General features: G+C 29.1%; 22 protein-coding genes. 21 read left to right on the top strand and 1 reads right to left on the bottom strand.

The window, feature by feature from the left end:
- Nucleotides 1-46: 46 nt before the first annotated feature.
- Genes HMPREF1253_RS09195 through HMPREF1253_RS09180 form a run of 4 tightly spaced genes read left to right on the top strand, consistent with a single transcriptional unit; the run spans nt 47 to nt 5,292 of the window.
- The gene (locus tag HMPREF1253_RS09195; RefSeq protein WP_023056558.1) at nt 47-1,552 is read left to right on the top strand and encodes an Hsp70 family protein; all 1,506 of its coding nucleotides are present in this window, start codon (nt 47-49) and stop codon (nt 1,550-1,552) included.
- Nucleotides 1,553-1,559: 7 nt separating this feature from the next.
- Nucleotides 1,560-2,819 carry a hypothetical protein gene (locus tag HMPREF1253_RS09190; RefSeq protein ID WP_023056531.1) on the top strand — a complete coding sequence of 420 codons (1,260 nt, stop codon included), beginning with the start codon at nt 1,560-1,562 and terminating at the stop codon, nt 2,817-2,819.
- A gap of 11 nt (nt 2,820-2,830) precedes the next feature.
- Nucleotides 2,831-5,038, top strand: coding sequence for an AAA family ATPase (locus HMPREF1253_RS09185; protein WP_023056528.1), 2,208 nt, complete (start codon nt 2,831-2,833; stop codon nt 5,036-5,038).
- A complete protein-coding gene (locus HMPREF1253_RS09180; RefSeq protein ID WP_023056519.1) occupies nt 5,035-5,292 on the top strand; it encodes a DUF1294 domain-containing protein in 258 nt (85 codons plus the stop codon). The genes HMPREF1253_RS09185 and HMPREF1253_RS09180 overlap by 4 nt, the downstream gene beginning before the upstream one ends.
- A gap of 7 nt (nt 5,293-5,299) precedes the next feature.
- On the opposite strand, the gene HMPREF1253_RS10750 is transcribed toward HMPREF1253_RS09180, so the two are convergent.
- Complete coding sequence (locus HMPREF1253_RS10750; protein ID WP_369758380.1) at nt 5,300-6,301, bottom strand: acyltransferase; 1,002 nt, start codon at nt 6,299-6,301, stop codon at nt 5,300-5,302.
- Between the two features lie 206 nt (nt 6,302-6,507).
- On the opposite strand from HMPREF1253_RS10750, the gene HMPREF1253_RS09170 reads away from it, so the two are divergent.
- The 17 genes from HMPREF1253_RS09170 (at nt 6,508) to HMPREF1253_RS09095 (ending at nt 21,882) form a co-directional block, all read left to right on the top strand.
- Nucleotides 6,508-7,044 (top strand): helix-turn-helix domain-containing protein, encoded by a 537-nt coding sequence (locus HMPREF1253_RS09170; RefSeq protein ID WP_023056536.1) that lies wholly within the window; start codon nt 6,508-6,510, stop codon nt 7,042-7,044.
- A gap of 8 nt (nt 7,045-7,052) precedes the next feature.
- On the top strand, nt 7,053-8,090 hold the full coding sequence (potA, locus tag HMPREF1253_RS09165; RefSeq protein WP_023056506.1) for a spermidine/putrescine ABC transporter ATP-binding protein: 1,038 nt from the start codon (nt 7,053-7,055) through the stop codon (nt 8,088-8,090).
- A 1-nt stretch (nt 8,091) separates the two neighbouring features.
- Nucleotides 8,092-8,928, top strand: a complete 837-nt coding sequence (locus tag HMPREF1253_RS09160; RefSeq protein ID WP_023056486.1) for an ABC transporter permease — start codon at nt 8,092-8,094, stop codon at nt 8,926-8,928.
- The gene (locus HMPREF1253_RS09155) at nt 8,922-9,716 is read left to right on the top strand and encodes an ABC transporter permease (protein ID WP_023056490.1); all 795 of its coding nucleotides are present in this window, start codon (nt 8,922-8,924) and stop codon (nt 9,714-9,716) included. Before HMPREF1253_RS09160 ends, HMPREF1253_RS09155 begins: the two co-directional genes overlap by 7 nt.
- Nucleotides 9,703-10,767 carry a PotD/PotF family extracellular solute-binding protein gene (locus tag HMPREF1253_RS09150; RefSeq protein ID WP_023056478.1) on the top strand — a complete coding sequence of 355 codons (1,065 nt, stop codon included), beginning with the start codon at nt 9,703-9,705 and terminating at the stop codon, nt 10,765-10,767. The genes HMPREF1253_RS09155 and HMPREF1253_RS09150 overlap by 14 nt, the downstream gene beginning before the upstream one ends.
- Before the next feature lie 142 nt (nt 10,768-10,909).
- Nucleotides 10,910-11,647, top strand: a complete 738-nt coding sequence (locus HMPREF1253_RS09145; RefSeq protein ID WP_023056533.1) for a YebC/PmpR family DNA-binding transcriptional regulator — start codon at nt 10,910-10,912, stop codon at nt 11,645-11,647.
- A complete protein-coding gene (gene deoC, locus HMPREF1253_RS09140) occupies nt 11,648-12,298 on the top strand; it encodes a deoxyribose-phosphate aldolase (RefSeq protein ID WP_023056489.1) in 651 nt (216 codons plus the stop codon).
- On the top strand, nt 12,295-13,026 hold the full coding sequence (lgt, locus tag HMPREF1253_RS09135; RefSeq protein WP_023056542.1) for a prolipoprotein diacylglyceryl transferase: 732 nt from the start codon (nt 12,295-12,297) through the stop codon (nt 13,024-13,026). Before deoC ends, lgt begins: the two co-directional genes overlap by 4 nt.
- A 24-nt stretch (nt 13,027-13,050) precedes the next feature.
- The gene (locus tag HMPREF1253_RS09770) at nt 13,051-13,350 is read left to right on the top strand and encodes a hypothetical protein (protein WP_023056549.1); all 300 of its coding nucleotides are present in this window, start codon (nt 13,051-13,053) and stop codon (nt 13,348-13,350) included.
- A gap of 38 nt (nt 13,351-13,388) precedes the next feature.
- Nucleotides 13,389-14,402: a coproporphyrinogen dehydrogenase HemZ gene (gene hemZ, locus HMPREF1253_RS09130; protein WP_255349236.1), complete on the top strand. Its 1,014-nt coding sequence runs from the start codon at nt 13,389-13,391 to the stop codon at nt 14,400-14,402.
- A gap of 40 nt (nt 14,403-14,442) precedes the next feature.
- On the top strand, nt 14,443-15,981 hold the full coding sequence (locus tag HMPREF1253_RS09125) for a Mur ligase family protein (RefSeq protein ID WP_023056492.1): 1,539 nt from the start codon (nt 14,443-14,445) through the stop codon (nt 15,979-15,981).
- Between the two features lie 263 nt (nt 15,982-16,244).
- Nucleotides 16,245-18,017, top strand: coding sequence for an aspartate--tRNA ligase (gene aspS / locus HMPREF1253_RS09120; RefSeq protein ID WP_023056559.1), 1,773 nt, complete (start codon nt 16,245-16,247; stop codon nt 18,015-18,017).
- A 4-nt stretch (nt 18,018-18,021) separates the two neighbouring features.
- Complete coding sequence (locus tag HMPREF1253_RS09115) at nt 18,022-18,435, top strand: SoxR reducing system RseC family protein (RefSeq protein WP_023056568.1); 414 nt, start codon at nt 18,022-18,024, stop codon at nt 18,433-18,435.
- 1 nt (nt 18,436) lies between these two features.
- Nucleotides 18,437-19,258, top strand: a complete 822-nt coding sequence (locus HMPREF1253_RS09110) for a hypothetical protein (protein WP_023056482.1) — start codon at nt 18,437-18,439, stop codon at nt 19,256-19,258.
- Nucleotides 19,248-20,417, top strand: coding sequence for a hypothetical protein (locus HMPREF1253_RS09105; protein ID WP_023056525.1), 1,170 nt, complete (start codon nt 19,248-19,250; stop codon nt 20,415-20,417). Before HMPREF1253_RS09110 ends, HMPREF1253_RS09105 begins: the two co-directional genes overlap by 11 nt.
- A 149-nt stretch (nt 20,418-20,566) precedes the next feature.
- Nucleotides 20,567-20,908 carry a hypothetical protein gene (locus HMPREF1253_RS09765; RefSeq protein ID WP_023056505.1) on the top strand — a complete coding sequence of 114 codons (342 nt, stop codon included), beginning with the start codon at nt 20,567-20,569 and terminating at the stop codon, nt 20,906-20,908.
- 53 nt (nt 20,909-20,961) lie between these two features.
- The gene (locus HMPREF1253_RS09095; protein WP_023056463.1) at nt 20,962-21,882 is read left to right on the top strand and encodes a carbon-nitrogen hydrolase family protein; all 921 of its coding nucleotides are present in this window, start codon (nt 20,962-20,964) and stop codon (nt 21,880-21,882) included.
- The last annotated feature ends 73 nt before the right edge of the window (nt 21,883-21,955 follow it).

The raw sequence follows: 21,955 nt of genomic DNA, 5'->3' as shown, positions 1-21,955 counted from the left end.
AAAATTTTTCTATGATATAATAAATTTTAGATTAAGGAGGTTATTCATGATAATAGGAATAGATTTAGGAACAACTAATTCAGCTGTTGCATTTATAGACAAGGATAACAATCCGCAAATTATACCTAACAGCGAAGGAGGCCGTGTTACCCCCTCTGTTATTTATTTTGAAGACGACAATCCTATTGTAGGAACGGAAGCAAAAAATGAAGCTATTATTGCACCTGAAGATACCATTCAATATATTAAAAGAAAAATTGGAGATAAGGATTTTAAATTTGCAAGAAAAGATGGAGAACTCTTTTCACCGGAAGAACTTTCAGCAATCATATTAAAAAAATTAAAAAAACAAGCGGAAGGATATTTAGGAGAAGAAGTAACCGGTGCGGTAATAACTGTTCCTGCATATTTTACTGATGCACAAAGAAAGGCAACCCAAGATGCGGGAAACATTGCAGGCTTAAATGTTCTTAAAATTATTAACGAGCCAACTGCTGCAGCTCTTGCTTATGGTTTAGAACAAAACAATGAAAAACAAAGAATCATGATTTATGATTTGGGTGGCGGAACTTTTGATGTTGTTGTCATGGAAATAAACAACAAAGAATTAAAAGTGCTTGCAACAAATGGAAATAGAAATTTAGGTGGCTTTGATTTTGACAATGCTCTTTTAAATTATGTCCTTGAGTACATAGAAAACAAGCATGGAATTGATTTATTTGATGATGTTTACGCCATGGAAGATTTGAGAGAAAAAGTTGAAGAAGCAAAGAAATCTTTATCTAATAAACAAAAGACAAGTATTGTAGTTAATGCTTCTGGAATAAGAGATAAGGTTGAAATTACTCAGGAACTTTTTAACAGTTTAATAAGAGGACTTATTGAGCAGACAATAGACATGGTGAAATTTACCTTAGAAGATGCCGGATTAAATTGGTCAGATATAGATAAAACTATTTTAGTAGGTGGTTCTTCAAGGATAAAGCTCGTTAGAGATAGAATTGAAGAAGTTACTCATAAAAAACCTTCTCTTGAATTAAATCCTGATGAAGTTGTTGCCATAGGAGCAGCATACCAAGGAAAATTTCTTGACGATAAAAAAGATTTAAATCAAGATTTGCAAGGAATAAAGATAATTGATGTAAACTCTCATGGCATTGGATTTTCAGCAATGGACAATGGAGTGGAGAGAAATTATATTATGATTGAGAAAAACACCCCTATTCCCACTGATGCAACAAGATCATTTTATACTTTGGTTGAAAATCAAAATCTAGTTACTTTAAAAGTTTGCGAAGGCGATGAAGAAGATTTAAAGTATGTAAACATTATAGGTGAAACTAAGATTAAGCTTCCTGCAGGTCAAAGGCCTAAGGGATCTGAAATGAAATTTTTCTTATCCTATGATAAGGACGGACTTATAAAATTAAAAGTATGGGATGCTTTTACAGATACAATGATAGATGCTTTTGAACTTAAAAGAGATTCAAATTTAACCAAAGAAGAAGTTGTGGAAAAAACAAATAGAATATCAAATATTGATGTACAATAGGTGAAAAATGAAAAATTATTTTAGTATTTATAATCTACCCCAAGATGCTTCTTTAGAAGAAATAAAGGGAATTTTAAACAAAGAATTAAGAAAATGGACAAGTCGTGCTACCCATCCGAAACTTGAAATAAGACAGGAAGCGGAGCTAAATATTAAAAATGTAAGTGAAGCTATAAAGGTTTTTGAAACCGAAGAAAGTAAAAATGCCTATATTAACCAACTTAATATAGAGTTAAACAAAGCAAAAAATAATAATCAAGGAAGACAAAATACACAAAGCAACACTCAAAACAAAGGTGGAAATTTATCAATAGACCAATCCATAAAACAGGCTTATGAACTTGTTAATATGGATAAAAATAAAGCTTTGTCTCTTGCTCAAAACATTGCTTCTCAAGCTCCGAACTATGAGCCTGCATGGATTGCTTTAAGTAAAATACAAGCTGAAAATAATGTAAATCAAGACATCTTATTTAAGACCTATAATAGGATTATGGAGTTAAATCCAAATAATTATGAAATTAACTATTTGTATTTATATGGACTTTTAGATAGGGCAAGTCTTTTTGTAGACAGGGACAAAAAAATTGTAGAGTATTTGGTAAATAATATAAAAAGGCTCAATCCAAACTCTGATGATACTATTTTTCTTGAGTGCCTTTATTTAAATTATTTAAATGAACATGAAAAGACAATAGACCTAGCAAAAGACAGGGTAGAACACGATTCTCGTTTTAAATATCCTCTTGCCATTGCTTATTATAGACTTGCGGAAATAAAATATCTTGTAAGACACGAACAAAAGTGGCAAGCAATCAATATGGAAGATGCTAAAAAATATATGGCTCTTTTTGATGAAGGAAAAAAATATTATACCAGTGAATTTTTCAACGAAAAATATGAAGCTGTAAAAAAATCTTTGGATAATAGTTTTATTCCTTATTCATTTGTAAGTGTTATTATTAGGATGGGCATTTCAGGTGTTATATATTATTTCTTAAGCAAAGTTGTATATGGAATTTTAGGAACAATATTACCTAAGTTTTTAAGTTCACCTATAATTAGCATAATAGACCTTATAGCATTTTATTTTATTTTTGTATTACCTATAGCTTCTATGTTCGCAAAGGGATACAGAATAAATGCGGACATTGTAAATGGAAAGGACCCTTATAAAGAAAGTTATAGGAGAAAACTTTTATTTTCTTATGGCAAAGCAAAGACAACTGCACAAGAAATTAAAAATAAAGTAAAAAATAATGAATAAGTAGGGAAAAGATGGATTTTAATGAAAATACCCAAGATCTTAAGAGACAAATTGAGCTTAGAATTAATTCTAATAATTTGGACTCTACTTTAAAATTTATAAATGAAGTAAAAGAAAAAAATAAAGATTTTTTAGAAGCAGATAATTATTTGGCTCAGGCTTATATTTATCATAAAGACTATGTAAATGCTCAAAAAATATTGCAAGATTCCTCTTATAAAAATGCAAAATATTATGAACTTTTAGGAGAAATTGCCTACAAGCAAAATGATTATAAATATCTTGAAGAAATAAAAAGAGAGGTAGATAAATTTTTTCCAGATACAAGTTCGTCAAAAAAAGTTAATTTATTATATTTACTTGCAAATAACAAATACTATGATGCCCTTGAAATTATAGGTTCCTTTTCTGATGAGGAATTTTTTGAAGAAAAAATGGAAGTTTATTATAGGGTAAATGAATTAGATAAATTAAGAAAACTTGCAAGAAAAACTCTTTTAAAGCAAGGAAACGGACCATTAGGTGATATTGCAAATAAATATTTACAACTTTCTAAGTCAAAAAAAATAATAGAAGAAGATTCAAAGGATAGTCTTGAAAAAAGTTTAAATAAATTAAATGCTTTAATAGGCCTTGGAAGTGTAAAAAGAGAAGTGCAAAAAATTGTAAGCACTATTGAATATAACAAAAATCGTGCAGCTCAAGGAATAGTTGATGACAATAAAAAATCAAACCATTTTGCCTTTTATGGTAATCCTGGAACAGGAAAAACTACAGTTGCAAATTTGTTGGGAGATATTTTTAAAGATTTAGGGATATTAGAAACGAACAAGGTTACAGTTGTAGGCAGATCAGATTTAGTAGCGGGATATGTGGGACAAACTGCGGCTTTGACTAAAGAAAAAATAGATGAAGCTATGGGCGGTATTTTATTTATTGATGAGGCTTATTCCCTTGCAAGAGGTGGAGAAAATGATTTTGGAAGTGAAGCTATAGATACTCTTGTAAAGGAGATGGAAGACAACAGAGATAAATTAATAGTTGTTCTTGCAGGTTATACTGATGAAATGCATGAGCTTATGAAAAAAAATCCTGGTCTAAAAAGTCGTATAACAAATGAAATAGTTTTTGAAGATTATAATGATGATGAACTTTTACAAATAGCGGAATTTACTGCTAAAGGTTCTAAATATAATTTAACAGAAAATGGCAAAAAGGCCTTTATGAAAAGAATAAATGAAGTTAAAGACAATCAATTTTTTGCAAATGCAAGATCTGTAAGAAATATTATTGAAGATGCAATTAAAGAAAGAGCTCTAAGAATAGGAAGAAAATCCGTTTCAAAAGAAGAACTTACTACTCTTGATGCCATTGATTTTAGAGTAGATGTAACTTCTTTGGAAGAACAAGATTTAGATTCTTGTTTAGTTGAGCTTAATTCCCTTATAGGTCTGTCAAAAGTAAAGCAAGAAGTGGAAGAAATAAAAAATACTTATATTTATAACGAAAAGTTAAAAGAATTAGGGCAAAAAGTTGCATCAACAAGTAATCATTTAATCTTTACAGGTAATCCAGGAACGGGAAAAACTACAGTAGCAAGAATCTTAGGCAAAATTTATAAAAACTTAGGAGTTGTTTCTTCAACAAATTTTGTTGTTGCAGATAGAAGCAGTTTAGTTGGAGAATATATAGGACAAACTGCTCCAAAGACACTAGATGTCATAAGAAAAGCTTATGGTGGAGTTTTATTTATTGATGAAGCATATTCTCTTGCAAGAGGCGGAGAAAATGATTTTGGAAAAGAAGCCATAGACACCTTAATAAAGGAAATGGAAGACAACAGAGATAAATTTGTTGTGATTATGGCAGGCTACACAAAAGAAATGAATGATTTAATAAATTTAAACTCAGGTCTTAGAAGCAGAATAAAAAAAATAATAGAATTTGAAGACTATACAGAAGACGAAATGATAGAAATTTTTGAATCCTATGTAAAAAATGAAAATAGAAGTATTGATGAAGATGCAAGACAAATAGCTTGCCAATATTTAAGAGATATAACAAGAAATAAGGGCAAAAATTTCGGTAACGCAAGAAATGTCAGAAGCTTTTTTGAAAGAATAAAAATAAAACAGGCATCAAGGATTGTTTTATCTGCAGATCATGAAATTTTAAGAATAAAAAAAGAAGATGTAATTGGAGCAATTGAAGAAATATGAATTTTTTAAAAGAAATAATGTTTTATATAGTTGTGGTAATAAATATAATAACTTTTGCTGCTTACGGTTATGATAAATTTAAAGCAAAAATTAGTGGATGGAGAGTTTCTGAATTTTTTTTATTAACCTTAGGAGTATGCGGAGGAGCTTTAGGTGGATTTGCAGGCATGATAGTCTTTCATCACAAAATTAGAAAATTTTATTTTTACATTGCAAACTTTATCGGCCTTGTAATTTTAAATATGATTTTTTAAATTAAAATTAACTGACAAGCTTTTTAGCAAAGGGCATTTTCAAAACTATAAAAGAAAAAACAAAAGATAAGATGAAAATTATAAAAGACAAAATAAAAGTCGAAGATATGGGATTTTTTTCTAAGAATAAAGGTCCCAAATATCTAAGGATAAAAGGATGTATTAAATAAATGCCAAAAGAGCACTTTGAAAAAATTAAAATAATTTTTTCGGTGCTTTTTTTAATGGAAGAAAAATTAATATTTTTAAAAAATAAAAATATTATAAAAGATTGTAGAAAAACAATAATATTAAAATTATCAAAAAAAATCATAATAGGAGAATTTTCAACTTTGCTGAAATGAAAAGTTAAAAATCCGTTAAAAATTGAAACGCATACAAAAATTAAAAATAAAATTAAATTATTTTTTAAAATAAAATCAAATATTTTGTTAAAATCCTTTTTTAAAAAATAACCTGAGGCAAAATAAATAATTATATTTCCGAAAAAATAAATTCTTAAAGTCGAATATAAATTATATAGAGTCGGATGATTTAAAATATTTATAAAATTTGAAAGACTGTAAGAAATAGGACCAAATAAAATCATAAAGACCATCATATAGTTAAAATATTTTTCAGGTAATTTTTTTAATCCATATAAAAAAGGGGATAACAAATAGCACCAGACAGCAGCCATAAGGTACCAAAGGTGATAGTTCGATGATAAAAATAAATTTATAAAATTTTTAAAAGAAAAATCTCTTAAAATTGCAGGAAAAGTATAGAAAATAGACCAAATTATAAAGAGAATATATATGTGCAAAGATTTTTTTAAAATATAAGTAAGATTTTCTTCCCTTGAAAGAAGAAAATATCCGCTAAGCATTAAAAAAACAGGAACACTTGCACGAGTAAAGCTGTTTATAAAAGACAAATACAAAAAATTATTATCTGAAAAGTTTTCAAGTGGCCAAAAAAAAGCACTTGTATGTAAAACAACAACTAAAAAGGCAAGAAAAACCCTCATTAAATCAAAATTAATTTTTCTTTTCAAAATATTTCTCCAAAATTCATTTATTTATTCAATTGTAGCAAAATAATTAAAACTTAACAATTTTTTTGATTTTTTGTAAAATATATTAAATTTTTTATTTAATAGTTGACATAAAAAAACAATTTTGCAATAATAAATTTAATAAATAAAACTTAAAGTTTAATATATGAGGCGAAAAAATGGATATAGGAAATAAATTAAAATTTTTAAGAATTTCTCAAAATTTAACCCAAGAAGAACTTGCCAACAGAAGCGAGCTGACAAAGGGATTTATTTCTCAAGTTGAAAGAAATCTAACTTCACCAAGTGTTGCCACTCTTATTGACATACTTGAAGCTCTGGGAACAAGTCCAAACGAATTTTTTTCAGATATGGAAGAAAAAATTGTTTTTAAAGAAGAAGATTATTTTGAAAATGAAAATGATGAGCTTAAATATAATTTACAGTGGATTGTACCAAATGCACAAAAAAATTTAATTGAGCCAACTTTAATAACAATTAAACCAGGCGGAAGAAGTGAAGAAATTCCTCCTTTTGAAGGTCAGGTAATGGGATATGTTTTAAGAGGAAATATAGAGCTTGTATTTGGAGAAAATATTCAAAAGTTAAAATCTAAAGAAACTTTTTATTTTACTGCAAAAAAAAATCACTATATAAAAAATACGGCAAAAACAGATGCAAAAGTAATCTGGATAGCATCTCCGCCGAATTTTTAGGGGGAAACATGACAAATAATATTTTAGAAATTAAATCAATTAAAAAATCTTTTTCCGATAATTTAATTTTGAATGACATAAGTTTAAGTGTAAAATCAAATGAATTTGTAACTTTACTTGGACCTTCAGGCTGTGGCAAGACTACTCTTTTAAGAATTATAGGGGGTTTTGAAAATCCTGATGATGGACAAGTAATTTTTAATGGAGAGGATATTACGGATCTTCCCCCATACAAAAGAGAAATAAATACAGTTTTTCAAAAATATGCCCTTTTTCCACATATGAATGTTTTTGAAAATATTGCTTTCGGTTTAAAAATAAAAAAATTAGATAATTTTGAAATTACTAATAGGGTTAAGGAATCTCTTTCTATTGTAAGTCTTGACGGTTTTGAAAAAAGAACTATAGACTCCCTTTCTGGAGGACAGCAACAAAGAGTCGCTATTGCAAGAGCTCTTGTAAATCAGCCTAAAGTTTTACTTCTTGACGAGCCCTTGGGAGCTCTTGATTTAAAAATAAGACAAAAAATGCAAGTTGAGCTTAAAAAAATTCAACAATCCGTAGGTATAACTTTTATATTTGTAACTCACGATCAGGAAGAAGCTCTTACTATGAGTGATACAGTTGTTGTTTTAAAAGATGGAGAAATTCAACAAATAGGTTCTCCTATCGATATTTATAATGAGCCGAAAAATTCTTTTGTTGCTGATTTCATCGGTGAAAGTAATATTTTACCAGCAATTATGCACGAAGATTATAAGGTGGAATTTTCAAATAATATTTTTACTTGCGTTGACAAAGGATTTAAAAAAGACGAAAGAGTTGAAGTTGTTATAAGACCTGAAGATGTGGAGCTTACCAATAATAAGGGAATGTTAAATGGCAAAGTATTGTCTGCAGTCTTTAAAGGAGTTCACTATGAAATGACTGTTGATGTAAACGGGGAAATTTATCTTGTTCAATCCACAGTTGAAAAAAAAGTCGGCTCAGATGTAGGAATAAATATTGAACCGGACTTAATTCACGTTATGAGAAAAGAGGTTTAAGATGAAAAAATTTTCTCAAATTTATGCAGTTTGGCTTTTAATGTTTGTCCTTACACCTCTTTTTATAATTGTAATCTATTCCTTTAATGGGAGAGAAGCTATGGGCTTAAAAGATTATGTTTTTTCTTTGGGAAATTTCCAAAGATTTTTTGAGCCTATTTATATAAAAATTTTGTTAGTGTCCTTAGGAGTTGCTGCAATTTCTACAATTTTTTGCCTTTTAGTAGGCTACCCCTGCGCCTATTATATTTCAAAGCTTGAAGAGAGAAAGAGAAACAATATGATTTTGCTTTTTGTAGTTCCTATGTGGATGAATTTTCTACTTAGAACTTACGCTTGGCTTACACTTCTTGGAACAAATGGACTTATAAATAAATTTTTAGGAATTTTTGGAATTGGGCCCTTAAATATTATGTACAATATGACAGCAATAATGCTTGGTATGATTTACAATTTTTTGCCCTTTATGGTTCTGCCCATTTACTCGGCCCTTGTAAAAATGGATACATCTTTAATTGAAGCTGCAAAAGATTTAGGGGCAACTGATTCACAAGTGTTTAGAAAAGTTATATTTCCTCTTTCTCTTCCTGGAGTTTATACAGGAATCACAATGGTTTTTATTCCAGCCATTTCATCTTTTGTAATTCCAAACTTACTTGGTGGAAATAAATTTTATTTAATTGGGAATTTAATTGAACAACAATACACTTTTACGGGCAATTGGCCTTTTGGCTCGGCAGTTTCAGTAATTTTAATAACAATTATGTTAGCAATTTTAGAGCTTCCTAAATTATTTAACAAAAAACTTTCAAATGACAAGGAGAGTGGAGCATGGTAAAAAAACTTTTCGGAAAAATTTGGACTTATCTTGTTTATATATTTTTGTATGCACCAATAGTTGTATTAATTGTATTTTCTTTTAACGACTCAAAATTAAGAGGATCATGGAAAGGCTTTACAATGAGATGGTATAGAGAATTAATAGGAGATGAATTAATTTTACAATCACTTTGGACTACAATAAGTGTTGCAATAATTGCAACTTTAATTTCAACAGTTGTAGGCACACTTGCAGCTTTAGGTATTCATGAATTAAGAGGGGCAAGAAAAAAAGCTATATTGGAAATAAATTATCTTCCTGTTTTAAATCCAGATATTGTTACTGCAATTTCACTTATGGGACTTTTCGGAGTTTTAGGTTTAAACTTAGGATACCTTACTATGACAATTTCCCACATTGTCTTTTGCCTGCCTTATGTTATTTTATCAATTTTACCCAAACTTCAAAGCATGGATCAAAATATGCTTGAAGCTGCTCTTGATCTTGGAGCAACGCCTATGTATGCCCTGAAAAAAGTTGTTATACCGCAAATAAAGCCTGGAATAGTTACGGGTGCTTTGATGGCATTTACTCTTTCTTTAGATGATTTTGTAGTTTCATTTTTCAATACAGGCCACGGTGTTTCAAACTTATCAATGACAATTTATTCTATGGCAAGAAAGGGAATAAATCCTTCTATAAACGCCCTTTCAACTTTGATGTTTGCTCTACTTTTAATACTTTTACTTGTTATAAATAAAAGAAGTGAGCAAAAAGAAAAGAGGATGTTATATGAAGGTCAATAAAATAATTACTTTAAATATATTTTTACTTTTAATAATTGTATTTTTAACTTCATGTAAAAAAAATAATCAATCAGATTCATCTGGAGTTTTAAATGTTTACAATGCAGGCTCTTATATTGATCCTATAACTCTTAAAATGTTTGAAAGAGATAGCGGCATAAAAGTTATCTATGATACTTTTAATTCCAATGAAGATTTGTATGTAAAACTTGTTCAAAAAGATGATGCCTATGATTTGATTTGCCCATCAGACTATATGATTGAAAGGCTAATTAAAGAAGATAGACTGGCAAAAATTGACTATAAAAATATTCCCAACATGAAGGGAGTTGAAAAATCTCTTTTAAATCCTGCTTATGATAAGGAAAATTTATATACTGTTCCATACTTTTGGGGCACAATGGGAATAATTCAAAACACCTCAATAATAAAAGATAAAATTGATTCTTGGAGTGATTTTTGGAACCCTAAGTACAAAGGAAAAATCATTATGTACAACTCACAGAGGGACTCTATAGCCATTGCACTTAAATATTTGGGCTATTCTATGAACTCGAAAAATTTAAAGGAATTAGAGGCTGCTAAAGAGGCTCTGATAAAACAAAAGCCACTTGTATATGCATACCTTACAGATGATGCAAGAGACATGATGGTGCAAGGCGAAGCAGGACTTTGTGTAATGTATTCAGGGGATGCTCTTTTGATGATGAATCAAAATCCTGATTTAAAATATATATTTCCCAAAGAAGGAACTAACATTTGGACTGATGCTTGGTGTATACCTAAAAAAGCCCACAATAAAAAAGCTGCGGAAGAATTTATAAACTATATGCTAAAGCCAGAAATTGCATCTATAAATGCAGCTTGGTGTGAAGGATACACGTCTCCTGTTGCTGAAGTTAAGAACCTTTTGCCAAAAGAAATAACAGATTCTTATGTTGCATACCCGGACATTAAAAATTTACCCCCCCTTGAAGCCTACACAGACTTAGGTGATTTTGTAAAAGTTTATGATAATATTTGGACGGAAGTAATAGCAACAATGAAATAAAAATAAAACTTCAAGATTAATTTCTTGGAGTTTCTTAAAATTAAGTTTGTATAATTTATAAGATTTCTTAATTCTTTTAAATTAGTTAGATTTATGATAAAATACACTATTGTAAATAAATTAAAAATGAAAGGAAAATATTATGTCAGGACATTCCAAATGGAACAATATAAAAAATAAAAAGGGTAAAGAAGATGCAAAAAGAGGTAAAATCTTTACAAAATTAGGAAGATATATAATGGTTGCCGCAAGAGAAGGCGGACCGGATCCTGATTACAATCCTTCACTTAAAGTTGCTATAGATAAAGCTAAAGCTGAAAATATGCCCAATGACAACATAGAACGTGCAATAAAAAAAGGATCAGGAGAACTTGGAAGCGACAGCTTTGAAGAAATAACTTATGAAGGTTACGGTCCATCAGGAATCGCAGTACTTGTTCAATGTCTAACGGATAATAGAAACAGAACTGCACCGGATGTTCGCCATGCCTTTGATAAAAACGGTGGAAATTTAGGAACACCAGGCAGCGTATCATTTATGTTTGATAGAAGAGGGATAATAGAAATAGAAAAAAATTCAGGCCTTGATTATGATGAACTTATGATGAGTGCTTTGGAACTGGGAGCAGATGATGTTACTGAATATGATGATGCTTATGAAATAATTACAAGTCCTGAAGCTTATCTTGATATAAAAAAGGGTCTTGAAGATTTAAATTATACATTTTCCCAATCAGATATAACTTTCTTACCGCAAAACTATGTAAAACTTGAAGATCCGGAAGATATTAAAAAGATGGAAAAATTAATAGACACCCTTGAAGATAATGATGACGTTCAAGATGTTTATACAAATTGGGACATGCCGGAGGAAGTATAAGTGGAACTTAACAGAATGATAGATCATACACTTTTAAAACCAGAATCAACAGAAAAACAAATTGAAAACTTATGTAAAGAAGCCTTGGAATATAATTTTAAGTCAGTTTGTATAAATCCTTGTTGGGTAGCAAAGTGCCATGAAATTTTAAATGGATCTGAAGTATCAGTATGTACTGTTATTGGTTTTCCCCTTGGGGCAAACTCAACAAATACAAAATTTTATGAAACTGAAGAAGCTATAAAAGACGGTGCCGATGAAGTTGATATGGTAATAAATATAGGAAAACTTAAATCAGGTCTTTATGAAGATGTAAAAAGAGATATTGAAGAAGTTGTAAAAGCAGCAAAGGGAAAAATAGTAAAAGTTATTATTGAAACTTGCCTTTTAAGTGAAGATGAAAAAATTAAAGCTTGTAAGTTGGCAAAAGAAGCTGGAGCAGATTTTGTAAAAACTTCAACAGGTTTTTCAACTGCAGGAGCAAAAGCTCAGGATGTAAAACTTATGAAAGAAAATGCTGGAGGCCTTAAAGTTAAAGCATCAGGCGGAATAAGAGATTTAAAAACAGCTGAAGAAATGATAAAAAACGGTGCAGACAGACTTGGAGTAAGTGCTGGAATAGAAATTATAAAGGAATTAAAGCTTAGATGAATCCAGTAGCATTTAGCATATTCGGCTTCAATGTAATGTGGTATGGAATTTTAATTGCTCTTGGAGCTTTTATAGGAGTTTTTATAGGAGATAAGTTAGTAGAAAGAGAAGGACTAAAGAAAAATTCCGCATCAGATTTTTTAATAATTGCCCTTATACCTTCAATTATAGGAGCAAGATTATATTATGTAATTTTTGAATGGGATTATTATAGACAAAATTTAGGAAAAATTTTTGCCATAAGAGAAGGTGGACTTGCCATTTATGGAGGAATTATAAGTGGATTTATAATTGCCTACTTTTTCTGCAAAAAAAGAAATATTAAATTTAAAACTTTTTTAGATTGCCTTGCTCCAGGGCTTGTTTTTGCACAGGGCTTGGGCAGATGGGGAAATTTTATAAATGGAGAAGCTCATGGAGGTCCAACTAATTTACCCTGGGCAATAATGGTAGACGGAGTAAAAGTTCATCCCACATTTTTGTATGAATCCTTAGTTGATATAAGCTTATCTTTGTTTTTATTTTTCTATTTAAGCAAAAATAAAAAATTTCAAGGACAAATATTTGCAACTTATTTGATAGTTTATGGAATAGCAAGATTTTTTATAGAAGGTCTTAGAACGGATTCCTTATATTTAGGACAATTTAGAATAAGCCAGCTTGTAAGTTTAGTCATTATACTAATAGGGCTTATTGTATATATAAAAAGATCACCTGAGACAAAATAGTCTCAGGTTTTTTTAAGGAGAAATATGATAAAAATAAATATTAAAGATCAGGATCTAAGTCATGAAATTTTTGAACTTTTAAGAATTTATTTCCCATCAAGAGAAAAGGAAAAAGATATAAGTGCAAATTTAGAAAAAAACATATTAACTATTGAACTTGATAATGAAAAATATAAGATAAACATTGAAAATTTAGACAAAAATAAAGTAAAAAAAGAAATTTTATTAATTCTAAAAGAAAAATTAGAAAATAAAATTAATTTCGGAACTCTTACAGGCATGAGGCCCACAAAAAAAGTTTTTAAAACTTTTAGAAAATTTTGACTTTGATGAAGCAAAAAAAATTTTAAAAAGAAGACTATATTTTAAGCGATGAAGCCATTGAAATGATAAGTATGGTAGGGAAAAATGAAATGGAAATTTTAAAAGAGGGCAAAAATAAATTTTCTATTTATGTCCACATTCCCTTTTGCCCATCAATTTGCAAGTATTGCTCCTTTAAAACCCTAGTAAATAAAAACAATGAACTTATAAAAAATTATGTAAAATTTTTAATTAAAGAAATTAAAGCTTTTTCAAATAAAAAAGAAAGACCTCACTCCATCTATATAGGAGGTGGCACTCCCAGTGCAATTGGAAAGGAAAATTTAAAACTGATATTAGAGGTTTTAAAAGAGTCTTTTTTAGAACCCTATGAATTTACAGTTGAATGTGGAAGACCTGAAACTATTGATGATGAAATTTTAAGAACTTTAAAAGATTTTGGAGTTAATAGAATTTCAATAAATCCACAGACAATGAATGATGAAACTTTAAAAAATATAGGAAGAAATCATACAAGTCAAGATATAATAAAAGCCTATGAACTTACAAAAAATTATAATTTTATTGTAAACATGGACTTAATAATAGGTCTTCCTTTTGAAAGCCATGAAATGATTATAAATTCTTTAAATAAAGTTTTAGAATTAAAACCACAAAACATTACAATTCACACCCTTGCCTTAAAAAGAGGATCTGAACTTATGAAAGAAGAATTTTTTGAAAAAAATTTAAATATAACCTTTGATGAAATAGGAAAGATTATGCTTAAAAATTTTTATAAACCCTATTATATGTACAGGCAAAAGAGAATTTTAATGGATGGTCAGAATATTGGGTGGACCCTTGGAGGTTTTCCAAGTATCTATAACGTTGTAATGATAGAAGAAAAGGAGTCCATTTTAGGTTTTGGAATGTGTGCTTCCTCTAAATTTTTAAATTTTGAAGAAGACAGATTTGAAAAATTTATTAACTTTAAAGACATAAAAGAATATATGACGAGAATTGATGAAATTATTGAAAAAAAGAAGATTTTACAAAAAAATTTTTTGTAAAAATATTTAATAATGTATAATAAACAAAAGAGGTGAAGAGATGAAACTTAAAGAACTTTTAAAATCTTTAGAAATTTTAGATTCAAAAAATTTAAAAGAAGATTTGGAAATAAGTACAGTTGAATATCATACTGATAAGGTAAAAAAAGATTCCCTATTTGTTGCCATTAAAGGCTATAAAACAGATGGACATAAATATATAAAAAAAGCTTTGGAAAAAGGAGCAGTCGCAATAGTTGTTGAAGATTTTCAAGATATAGAAGCTCCTCAAATAAAAGTAAAAAATTCCAGAATAGCCCTTGCAAAAATTGCTTCCAACTTTTATGGAGACCCTTCAAAAGAACTTAACATAGTTGGAGTTACTGCAACAAATGGAAAAACTACAACAGCCTTTATGATTGAATCCATCTTTAAAGAAGCTAAGTTTAAAACGGGAATTTCAGGAACTGTTTATACAAAATATGCAGATACAATTATTCCATCCATACTTACAACACCAGAAAGCAAAGATTTGCAATTTTATTTTAGAGATATGGTAGAAAAGGGTATAGAAAAAGTTGTAATGGAAGTTTCATCTTCAGCAGACGAACTTCATAGAGTTGATAATGTTGATTTTGACATAGTAACTTTTAACAACTTATCCCGCGAACATATAGATCAACATGGAAGTTTTGAAAGATATTATGAAGTTAAATCAAGACTTATAAGATTTGCTCCTGAACATGCTATTGCAATTTTAAATATGGACTTTGATTTAATAGGAGTCTTAAAAGAAAAAACAAGGGCAAAAGTTTTAACATATTCTCTTAAAGAAGAAAATTATGAATATGATTTTTCCATAGGAAATCTTGACTTATCAAGTGGGATGGGAAAATTTACTTTTTATGTAAATAGGAATATAAAGTTAAAAGACTTTACAATAAAAAAACAAAAATTTGAAATTGATCTTAATGTTGCCGGATACTCATCAGTTATGAATGCAGTAGTTGCAATTATTGTAGGTCTTGTTAATAGAATTGACATTAAGATTATAATAAAAGGCTTGGAAAATTTTAAAGGGGTTGAAAGAAGATTTGAAATGATTTATGATGAAAAATTTAAAATTATTGACGATCACTTTGCCAATGTGAGAAATATAGATGTAAGTCTTGAAACCCTTTCTAAGATGAAATATAAAAATCTGCATTTTTTATATGCCATAAGGGGCAACAGGGGAGTTCATTTAAACGAAGAAAATGCTGAAAAAATCGTGGAGTGGTTTAAAATTTTAAAACCGAAAAATTTTTATGCCAGCTTATCAAAGGAAACAGTAACTTGGAAAGACGAAGTTTCTAAAGAGGAACTGGAAGTTTTTGAAAAAGTTATGAAAAAAAACAATATTAACTTTAAACTATTTGAAAACTTAGAGGAAAGCGTAATAAGTATTTTAAAATGCGCAAAAGAAGATGACCTTGTATTTCTTGGAGGCTGTCAAGGTATGGACAAGGGCGCAAAATATGCTCTTAACTATATTATTGACTCAGGGCTTACTAAAAAGGCAGACGAATTAAAAGAAAAAATTAATTCGAGAATTTGTTAAAAGCTTCCTTGACAGTTTATATTTTATTAAATATAATTCTACTCATAAATCATTAATATTATTATTCGAAAGTCAGAAGAAAATTTCAGAAATAAGAGAGTTGACGTTTGGTGCAAGTCAACCTGAGAAATTTTGTAAGAGACAACTTTTTTAAGAATAAACGTAAGTAACGTTAAAACATTAAGTGAGGATACCTAATTAGGGTGGTACCGCGAGTAATTCTCGTCCCTTTGTGGACGGGATTTTTTTATTATGGAGGAAAAATGGAAAATCAAAAAAAATTTAAAAGAACAGATTACTGTGGAGATTTAAGAGAAAAAGATATTGACAGACAAGTTGTTGTTTGCGGTTGGGTACAAAAAGAGAGAAATTTAGGCTCTCTTAACTTTGTTGATTTAAGAGATAGAAGTGGAATTGTCCAAATTGTTTTTAATGACAAACCGGACATGGAACTATTTAATAAATCAACAAAATTAAGAAGTGAGTTTGTAATTGGAGTTAGTGGAAAAGTTCGTCTTAGATCATCTGTAAACAATCAAATTCCAACAGGAAAAATCGAAATTCTTGCTGATGATTTAAAAATATTTGCAGAATCGGAAGTTCCACCTATATATGTAAAAGATGATGACAATGTTCAAGAAAATATGCGTCTTAAATATAGGTCTTTAGATTTAAGAAAACCTAAGATGATCTACAATCTACAACAAAGATCAAAATTTTATAAAGTTGTGCGTGACTTTTTCCATGATGAAGGATTTATTGAAGTTGAAACACCTATGCTTACTAAACCTACACCGGAAGGAGCAAGAGATTATCTTGTACCAAGTAGGGTAAACCCAGGAAAATTTTATGCCCTTCCTCAATCACCGCAACTTTTAAAACAACTTTTAATGGTTTCTGGTTTAGACAGATACATTCAAATTACAAAATGTTTTAGAGATGAAGATTTAAGAGCCAACAGGCAACCTGAATTTACACAAATAGACTTGGAAATGAGTTTTGTAGATGTTGACGATGTCCTTGAAGTTCAAGAAAGATTTATACAAAAAGCTTTTAAAGAAATGCTTAATATTGATGTAAAACTTCCCCTTCAAAGAATGAAATACCAAGAAGCCATGGATAGATTCGGTTTGGATAAGCCTGATTTACGTTTTGGAATGGAACTTAACGATTTAAGTGAAATTGTAAAAGACTCAGGATTTGGAGTTTTTGAATCTGCAGTTGAATCAAAAGGCTCTGTAAGGGGTATAAATATAAAGAACGGATTAAGTTTCTATTCAAGAAAAAAAATAGACAAACTTGAAGAATTCGTTAAAACCTTTGGAGCAAAGGGTCTTGTAAATATAAAAGTTGAAGATGAAATAAGCTCTTCAATAAGTAAATTTTTAAAAGACGGTATTATGGAAAAAATTGTTGAAAAACTCAATGGTCAAAAGGGAGATTTACTTTTAATTGTTGCAGGAAGCAATGACCTAGTTTATGACAGTCTTGGAAATCTTCGTAATCAAATCGCAAGAGATATGGACTTAATAAATGAAAATGATCATAAGCTTCTTTGGATTACAGAATTTCCACAATTTGAATATAGTCAAGAAGAAAAAAGATTTGTTGCAAAACACCATCCCTTTACAGCTCCAATGGAAGAAGATATAAAGTACCTTGAAAGTGATCCTTCAAGAGTTCGTGCAAAGGCTTATGACATTGTTATAGATGGTGATGAAATGGGCGGAGGCTCTATAAGAATAAATGACAGAGAACTTCAGAAAAAAATGTTTAAAGCTTTAGGCTTTACAGAGGAAGACGCACAAAATAAATTCGGATTTTTACTTGAAGCCTTTAAATACGGAGCACCACCACATGGAGGAATAGCTTACGGTCTTGACAGACTTATGATGCTTTTCACAGGCTCAAGTAATATTAGAGACGTAATAGCTTTTCCTAAAACACAATCTGCTTCATGTCTATTAACAGGAGCTCCAACAGAACTTTCTCAAGAACAACTTAGCGAGGTGCATATAAAAACTATAGAGGAGTGATTTTATGGTAGAAGCTGCAAAACAATATGGACTTGTTTTAAAGTCTGACCCTAATAAGGCAACACTTTTAGTATCAAGAATGAGCGCTTGCGGAGGCTCCTGTGAGTCTTGCGGCGCCGCTTGTGCAGAATCAAAGCCTGAATATATAGAGGTCTTAAATACACAAAATTTAAAACCAGGAGACAGGGTAGAACTTTTAATGGATGCAAAAACCGTTTTAAAATTTATAAGCCTTGTATATGGTATGCCACTTATATTTTTAATTACAGGAGTTATAATTTCTTTAAGTTTAGGATTTAGCCAAATGCTAAGTGTTGGCTTAGGATTTGTAATGATGATTATTTCATATCTTATAATTAAAAAAATAGATAGTAAGTTTAAAAATATGGAAAAAAATTTGATAGTAAAAAAGATTTAATATGAAAAATAAAGCACTTTTAATTTTCGCAAGTCTTCTTTTAATTTTCAGTGCAGGACTTTTTTATTTTTCTACAAACCTCAACAAAAACATTGAAAATATAAAAAATGAAAATAAGGACCTTGCAAAAAAAGTTGAAGAGAAAACTTTTGATCGAGATCATCTTCAGGGAGAAGCCCTTATTTCAAGAGAAGATTTGGAAAATTTAAAAAATGAATTTAAAATTAAATATGGTTATGAATTTGATAAGGGCGAAAAAGAATTGGTAAATGAGGAAGTTAAAAACCTTGAAAACAAAAATTCAAAAGTTACTGAAAATATTAAAAATATAATCATAAAATACAAAGATTTTTACATCGGCAACTATTTTAAAGATGAAAATTTAGACCTTATAATCGGAAATTTCCTAAATATGTCCAATATTGAAACCGAACAGATAACTAAAGACCTTTATGAAGTTTCAGACATAAATAAATTTATGAACCAAAATATAAATGAGGGGACTCTTGGTTATTTAGTAAAATTAAATGGAGATACAAAGACATTAAAACTTATGTATTTCGCAGCCATAATCGTTTCAAGAGACTTTAATGATGTTGTGTTGACCTCTGATATCAATAACAATTATAACGCTCTCTACGAGCGTGCTATAGCTTTAAAAACCATATTTAAAGCTATGGAAGACATGGGAATTAAAACTGGAAATTTATCTTCAAAAAATTTGAATCAATTTGCCTATGAATTAAAAGTACAATTTGATGATTTCTTTATGAGAAAGGGAGTCATTGAAACCCTAAAGGCAGGTGTTGAAGATGAAAAATAGAATGCCTTTAATAATAAGCTCTGTCTTTATAATAATTTCAATGCTATTGGGATTTTTTTCCTATAAAAGTTACAGTGAATACAGTGAAAAAATAGCTTTTGAAAAAACTCAAAATGAAAAATTAAAAAATGAGCTTAAAACAAGAACAAGTGAATACGAAAAATTTGAAGAAGAACTTAAAGAACTTGAAGAAAAGAAATTAAAAATAGGTGAAAAATCAAAAGAACTTGATGCTATAAATATTGCAATCGATGGAGAAGCAGGCATAAAAGATTTAAAAACTTCTGCAATAAACTTTATAGGTGCAAACTTTGACATCGACAGAATAAAAAGCTTAGCTGATAGGGGCTTTAAATTAAAAAGTTTAAATTCCACCTATTATGACAATTCAAGTGTAGGATCTATAGAAATCGCAAAAACAAATCTTGTTTATAATGCAATTAAATTTAATTTTGAAGCTATAAACGGAATGAATGAAAAAATTACAGTTCAAAACAACATGCTGAAAAAGAGAGAAGGAGTTTTTAATTATTTTAAAAATTCCAACTATTTAATTAAAAATTATCTCTATAAGGGGATTATTTCTAATAAAAAGAAAGGTAATTTAAAATATAATTCTGAAGACTTTAAAAAATCTAATACAAATATATTGGCACTAAAAAAAAGTCTTATATCAATGTACGATACACTTTTGATGCCAACTCAAAAAAATGCAAGTTATTTGAATTTGGAACTTTCAAAACTTGAGGCGGAAAAAAATAATTCAAAAACAGTTTTGGAAAATGCAAAATTTAGTGAAGATGAAAACAAAAGACTTAAAAGAATATACGATACTATGATTTTTGGAATAGACACCTTAAGTCAAAATGTAGATTATTTAAATAATTATGACATTTTAGATAAGACATTTGCAAAAGACGGTAAAAATATAGTTGTAAGATATCTACTTGATGAAAGAGGAAGAGTTTCACTAATACAAGAAAAAATTCCATCTCAACTTACAAATTTATATTATTTTGCCAGCGATGGAAGTCCCTTTGCTGCAACAAACTTAAATAATTTTAATATAGCCTATATAAAACTAAATTCAAAAAATAGCGCAACATATAAAAATAAGGGCCTAAATTATTTAAAACAATTTAAAAACTTTGTAAAATAACAAAAAACACTCTTAAATTTAAATATAATTTGAGAGTGTTTTTTATTATAAATTTTCTTTAAAATACAAGGACTATAAAAATTTAATGTTTTTTCTGTTACAATAAAGGCAAGTGAAAGTTTAATTTTTTATTTTTATGGAGTTATAAAATGAAAAAATTTAAGATTTTTTTGATTTTATTAATAGTTTTAATAGCCTGCCTTCCTGCAACACTTATGGATAATTTTTATACATTTATATCGATTTTAAATATTTTTATATTAAGTCCTTTAGCAATTCCACTTTTATTTATTCTTCCTAAATTGTTAGGCAATAACATTTTTTATATTTTGTATGTTTTATTTTTACCCTTAGGATATAACATTCTTGTAAGTATTGTATCTTTAAAGGAAAGCGACTATATAGCCATTCCTATAATTTTTTTATTTATAGGATTTGCTATTATGGAATATTTAAAAAATTCAAAAAATAGTCTTTATGAAGCAAAATAATTTATAGGATTTAAAATCAACAAAAATTATTATAATTTTAAAAGGAGCAAAAAATGAAAGAAATGAAAAATCCAAAGGTTGCCCTTGTTCAAGCTGCACCTTACATATTTGACAAAGAAAGAACTTTGGAAAAAGTCTTGAAGCTTATAAAAGAAGCTGCTTTAAAAAAATCAGACATTATTGTTTTTCCAGAACTTTTTATACCAGGTTATCCCTTCGGTATGACTTTCGGCTTTACAGTTGGACATAGAGATAATTCTGCAAGAGAAGATTTTAAAAGGTATTATGACAATTCAATTTTAGTTCCAGGAAAGGAAACAGCCCTTTTAGGACAGGCAGCAAAGGAAGCTGGGGCTTATTTAAGCATAGGAATAAGTGAAAAAACTGAAAATAATGCAAGTTTATACAATACAAACATTATTTTCGACAAAAATGGAGATTTAAAATATATACACAGAAAATTAAAACCGACAGGAAGTGAAAGAGTAATTTTTGCTGACGGACAAAAATATTTGCTTCCAATTTTAGATAGTCCCTATGGTAAAATGGGAAGTTTAATTTGCTGGGAATCTTATATGCCTCTTGCAAGAGTTGCCCTTACTGAAAAAGGTATGGCTATTTTAATTGCCCCTAATACTAATGACAATTTGGAATGGCAAGACACAATTAAACATATAGCTATAGAATCTCACGTTTTTTATTTAAATTGCAACATGATAATTAAAAAGGAAAATTATCCTAAAGATTTAAAAACTTATGGCGAAATTGAAAAATTAGATGATCTTCTTTGTCGTGGGGGAAGTTCCATTGTGGATCCTTACGGTCACTATTTAGTAGAACCTGTTTGGGATAAAGAAGAAATAATTTATGAAAGTTTAAACATGAATGATATTGTAAAATCACGCATGGAATTTGACTTGTGCGGCCATTATGGAAGAGATGATGTTTTTAATTTTTCCTATAAGGAAATTTAAATAATAAAACAAAATTTAACTAAGAGTTGACAATAAAAAACCAAGGGCTTATTATTATAGTTAAGTTTATCGG

This window comes from Peptoniphilus sp. BV3C26 (assembly GCF_000478985.1).
Taxonomy (GTDB): Bacteria; Bacillota; Clostridia; order Tissierellales; family Peptoniphilaceae; genus Peptoniphilus_B; species Peptoniphilus_B koenoeneniae.
The sequence above is the reverse complement of the archived record's forward strand: the minus strand, read 5'-3'. Positions and strand labels throughout refer to the sequence as shown.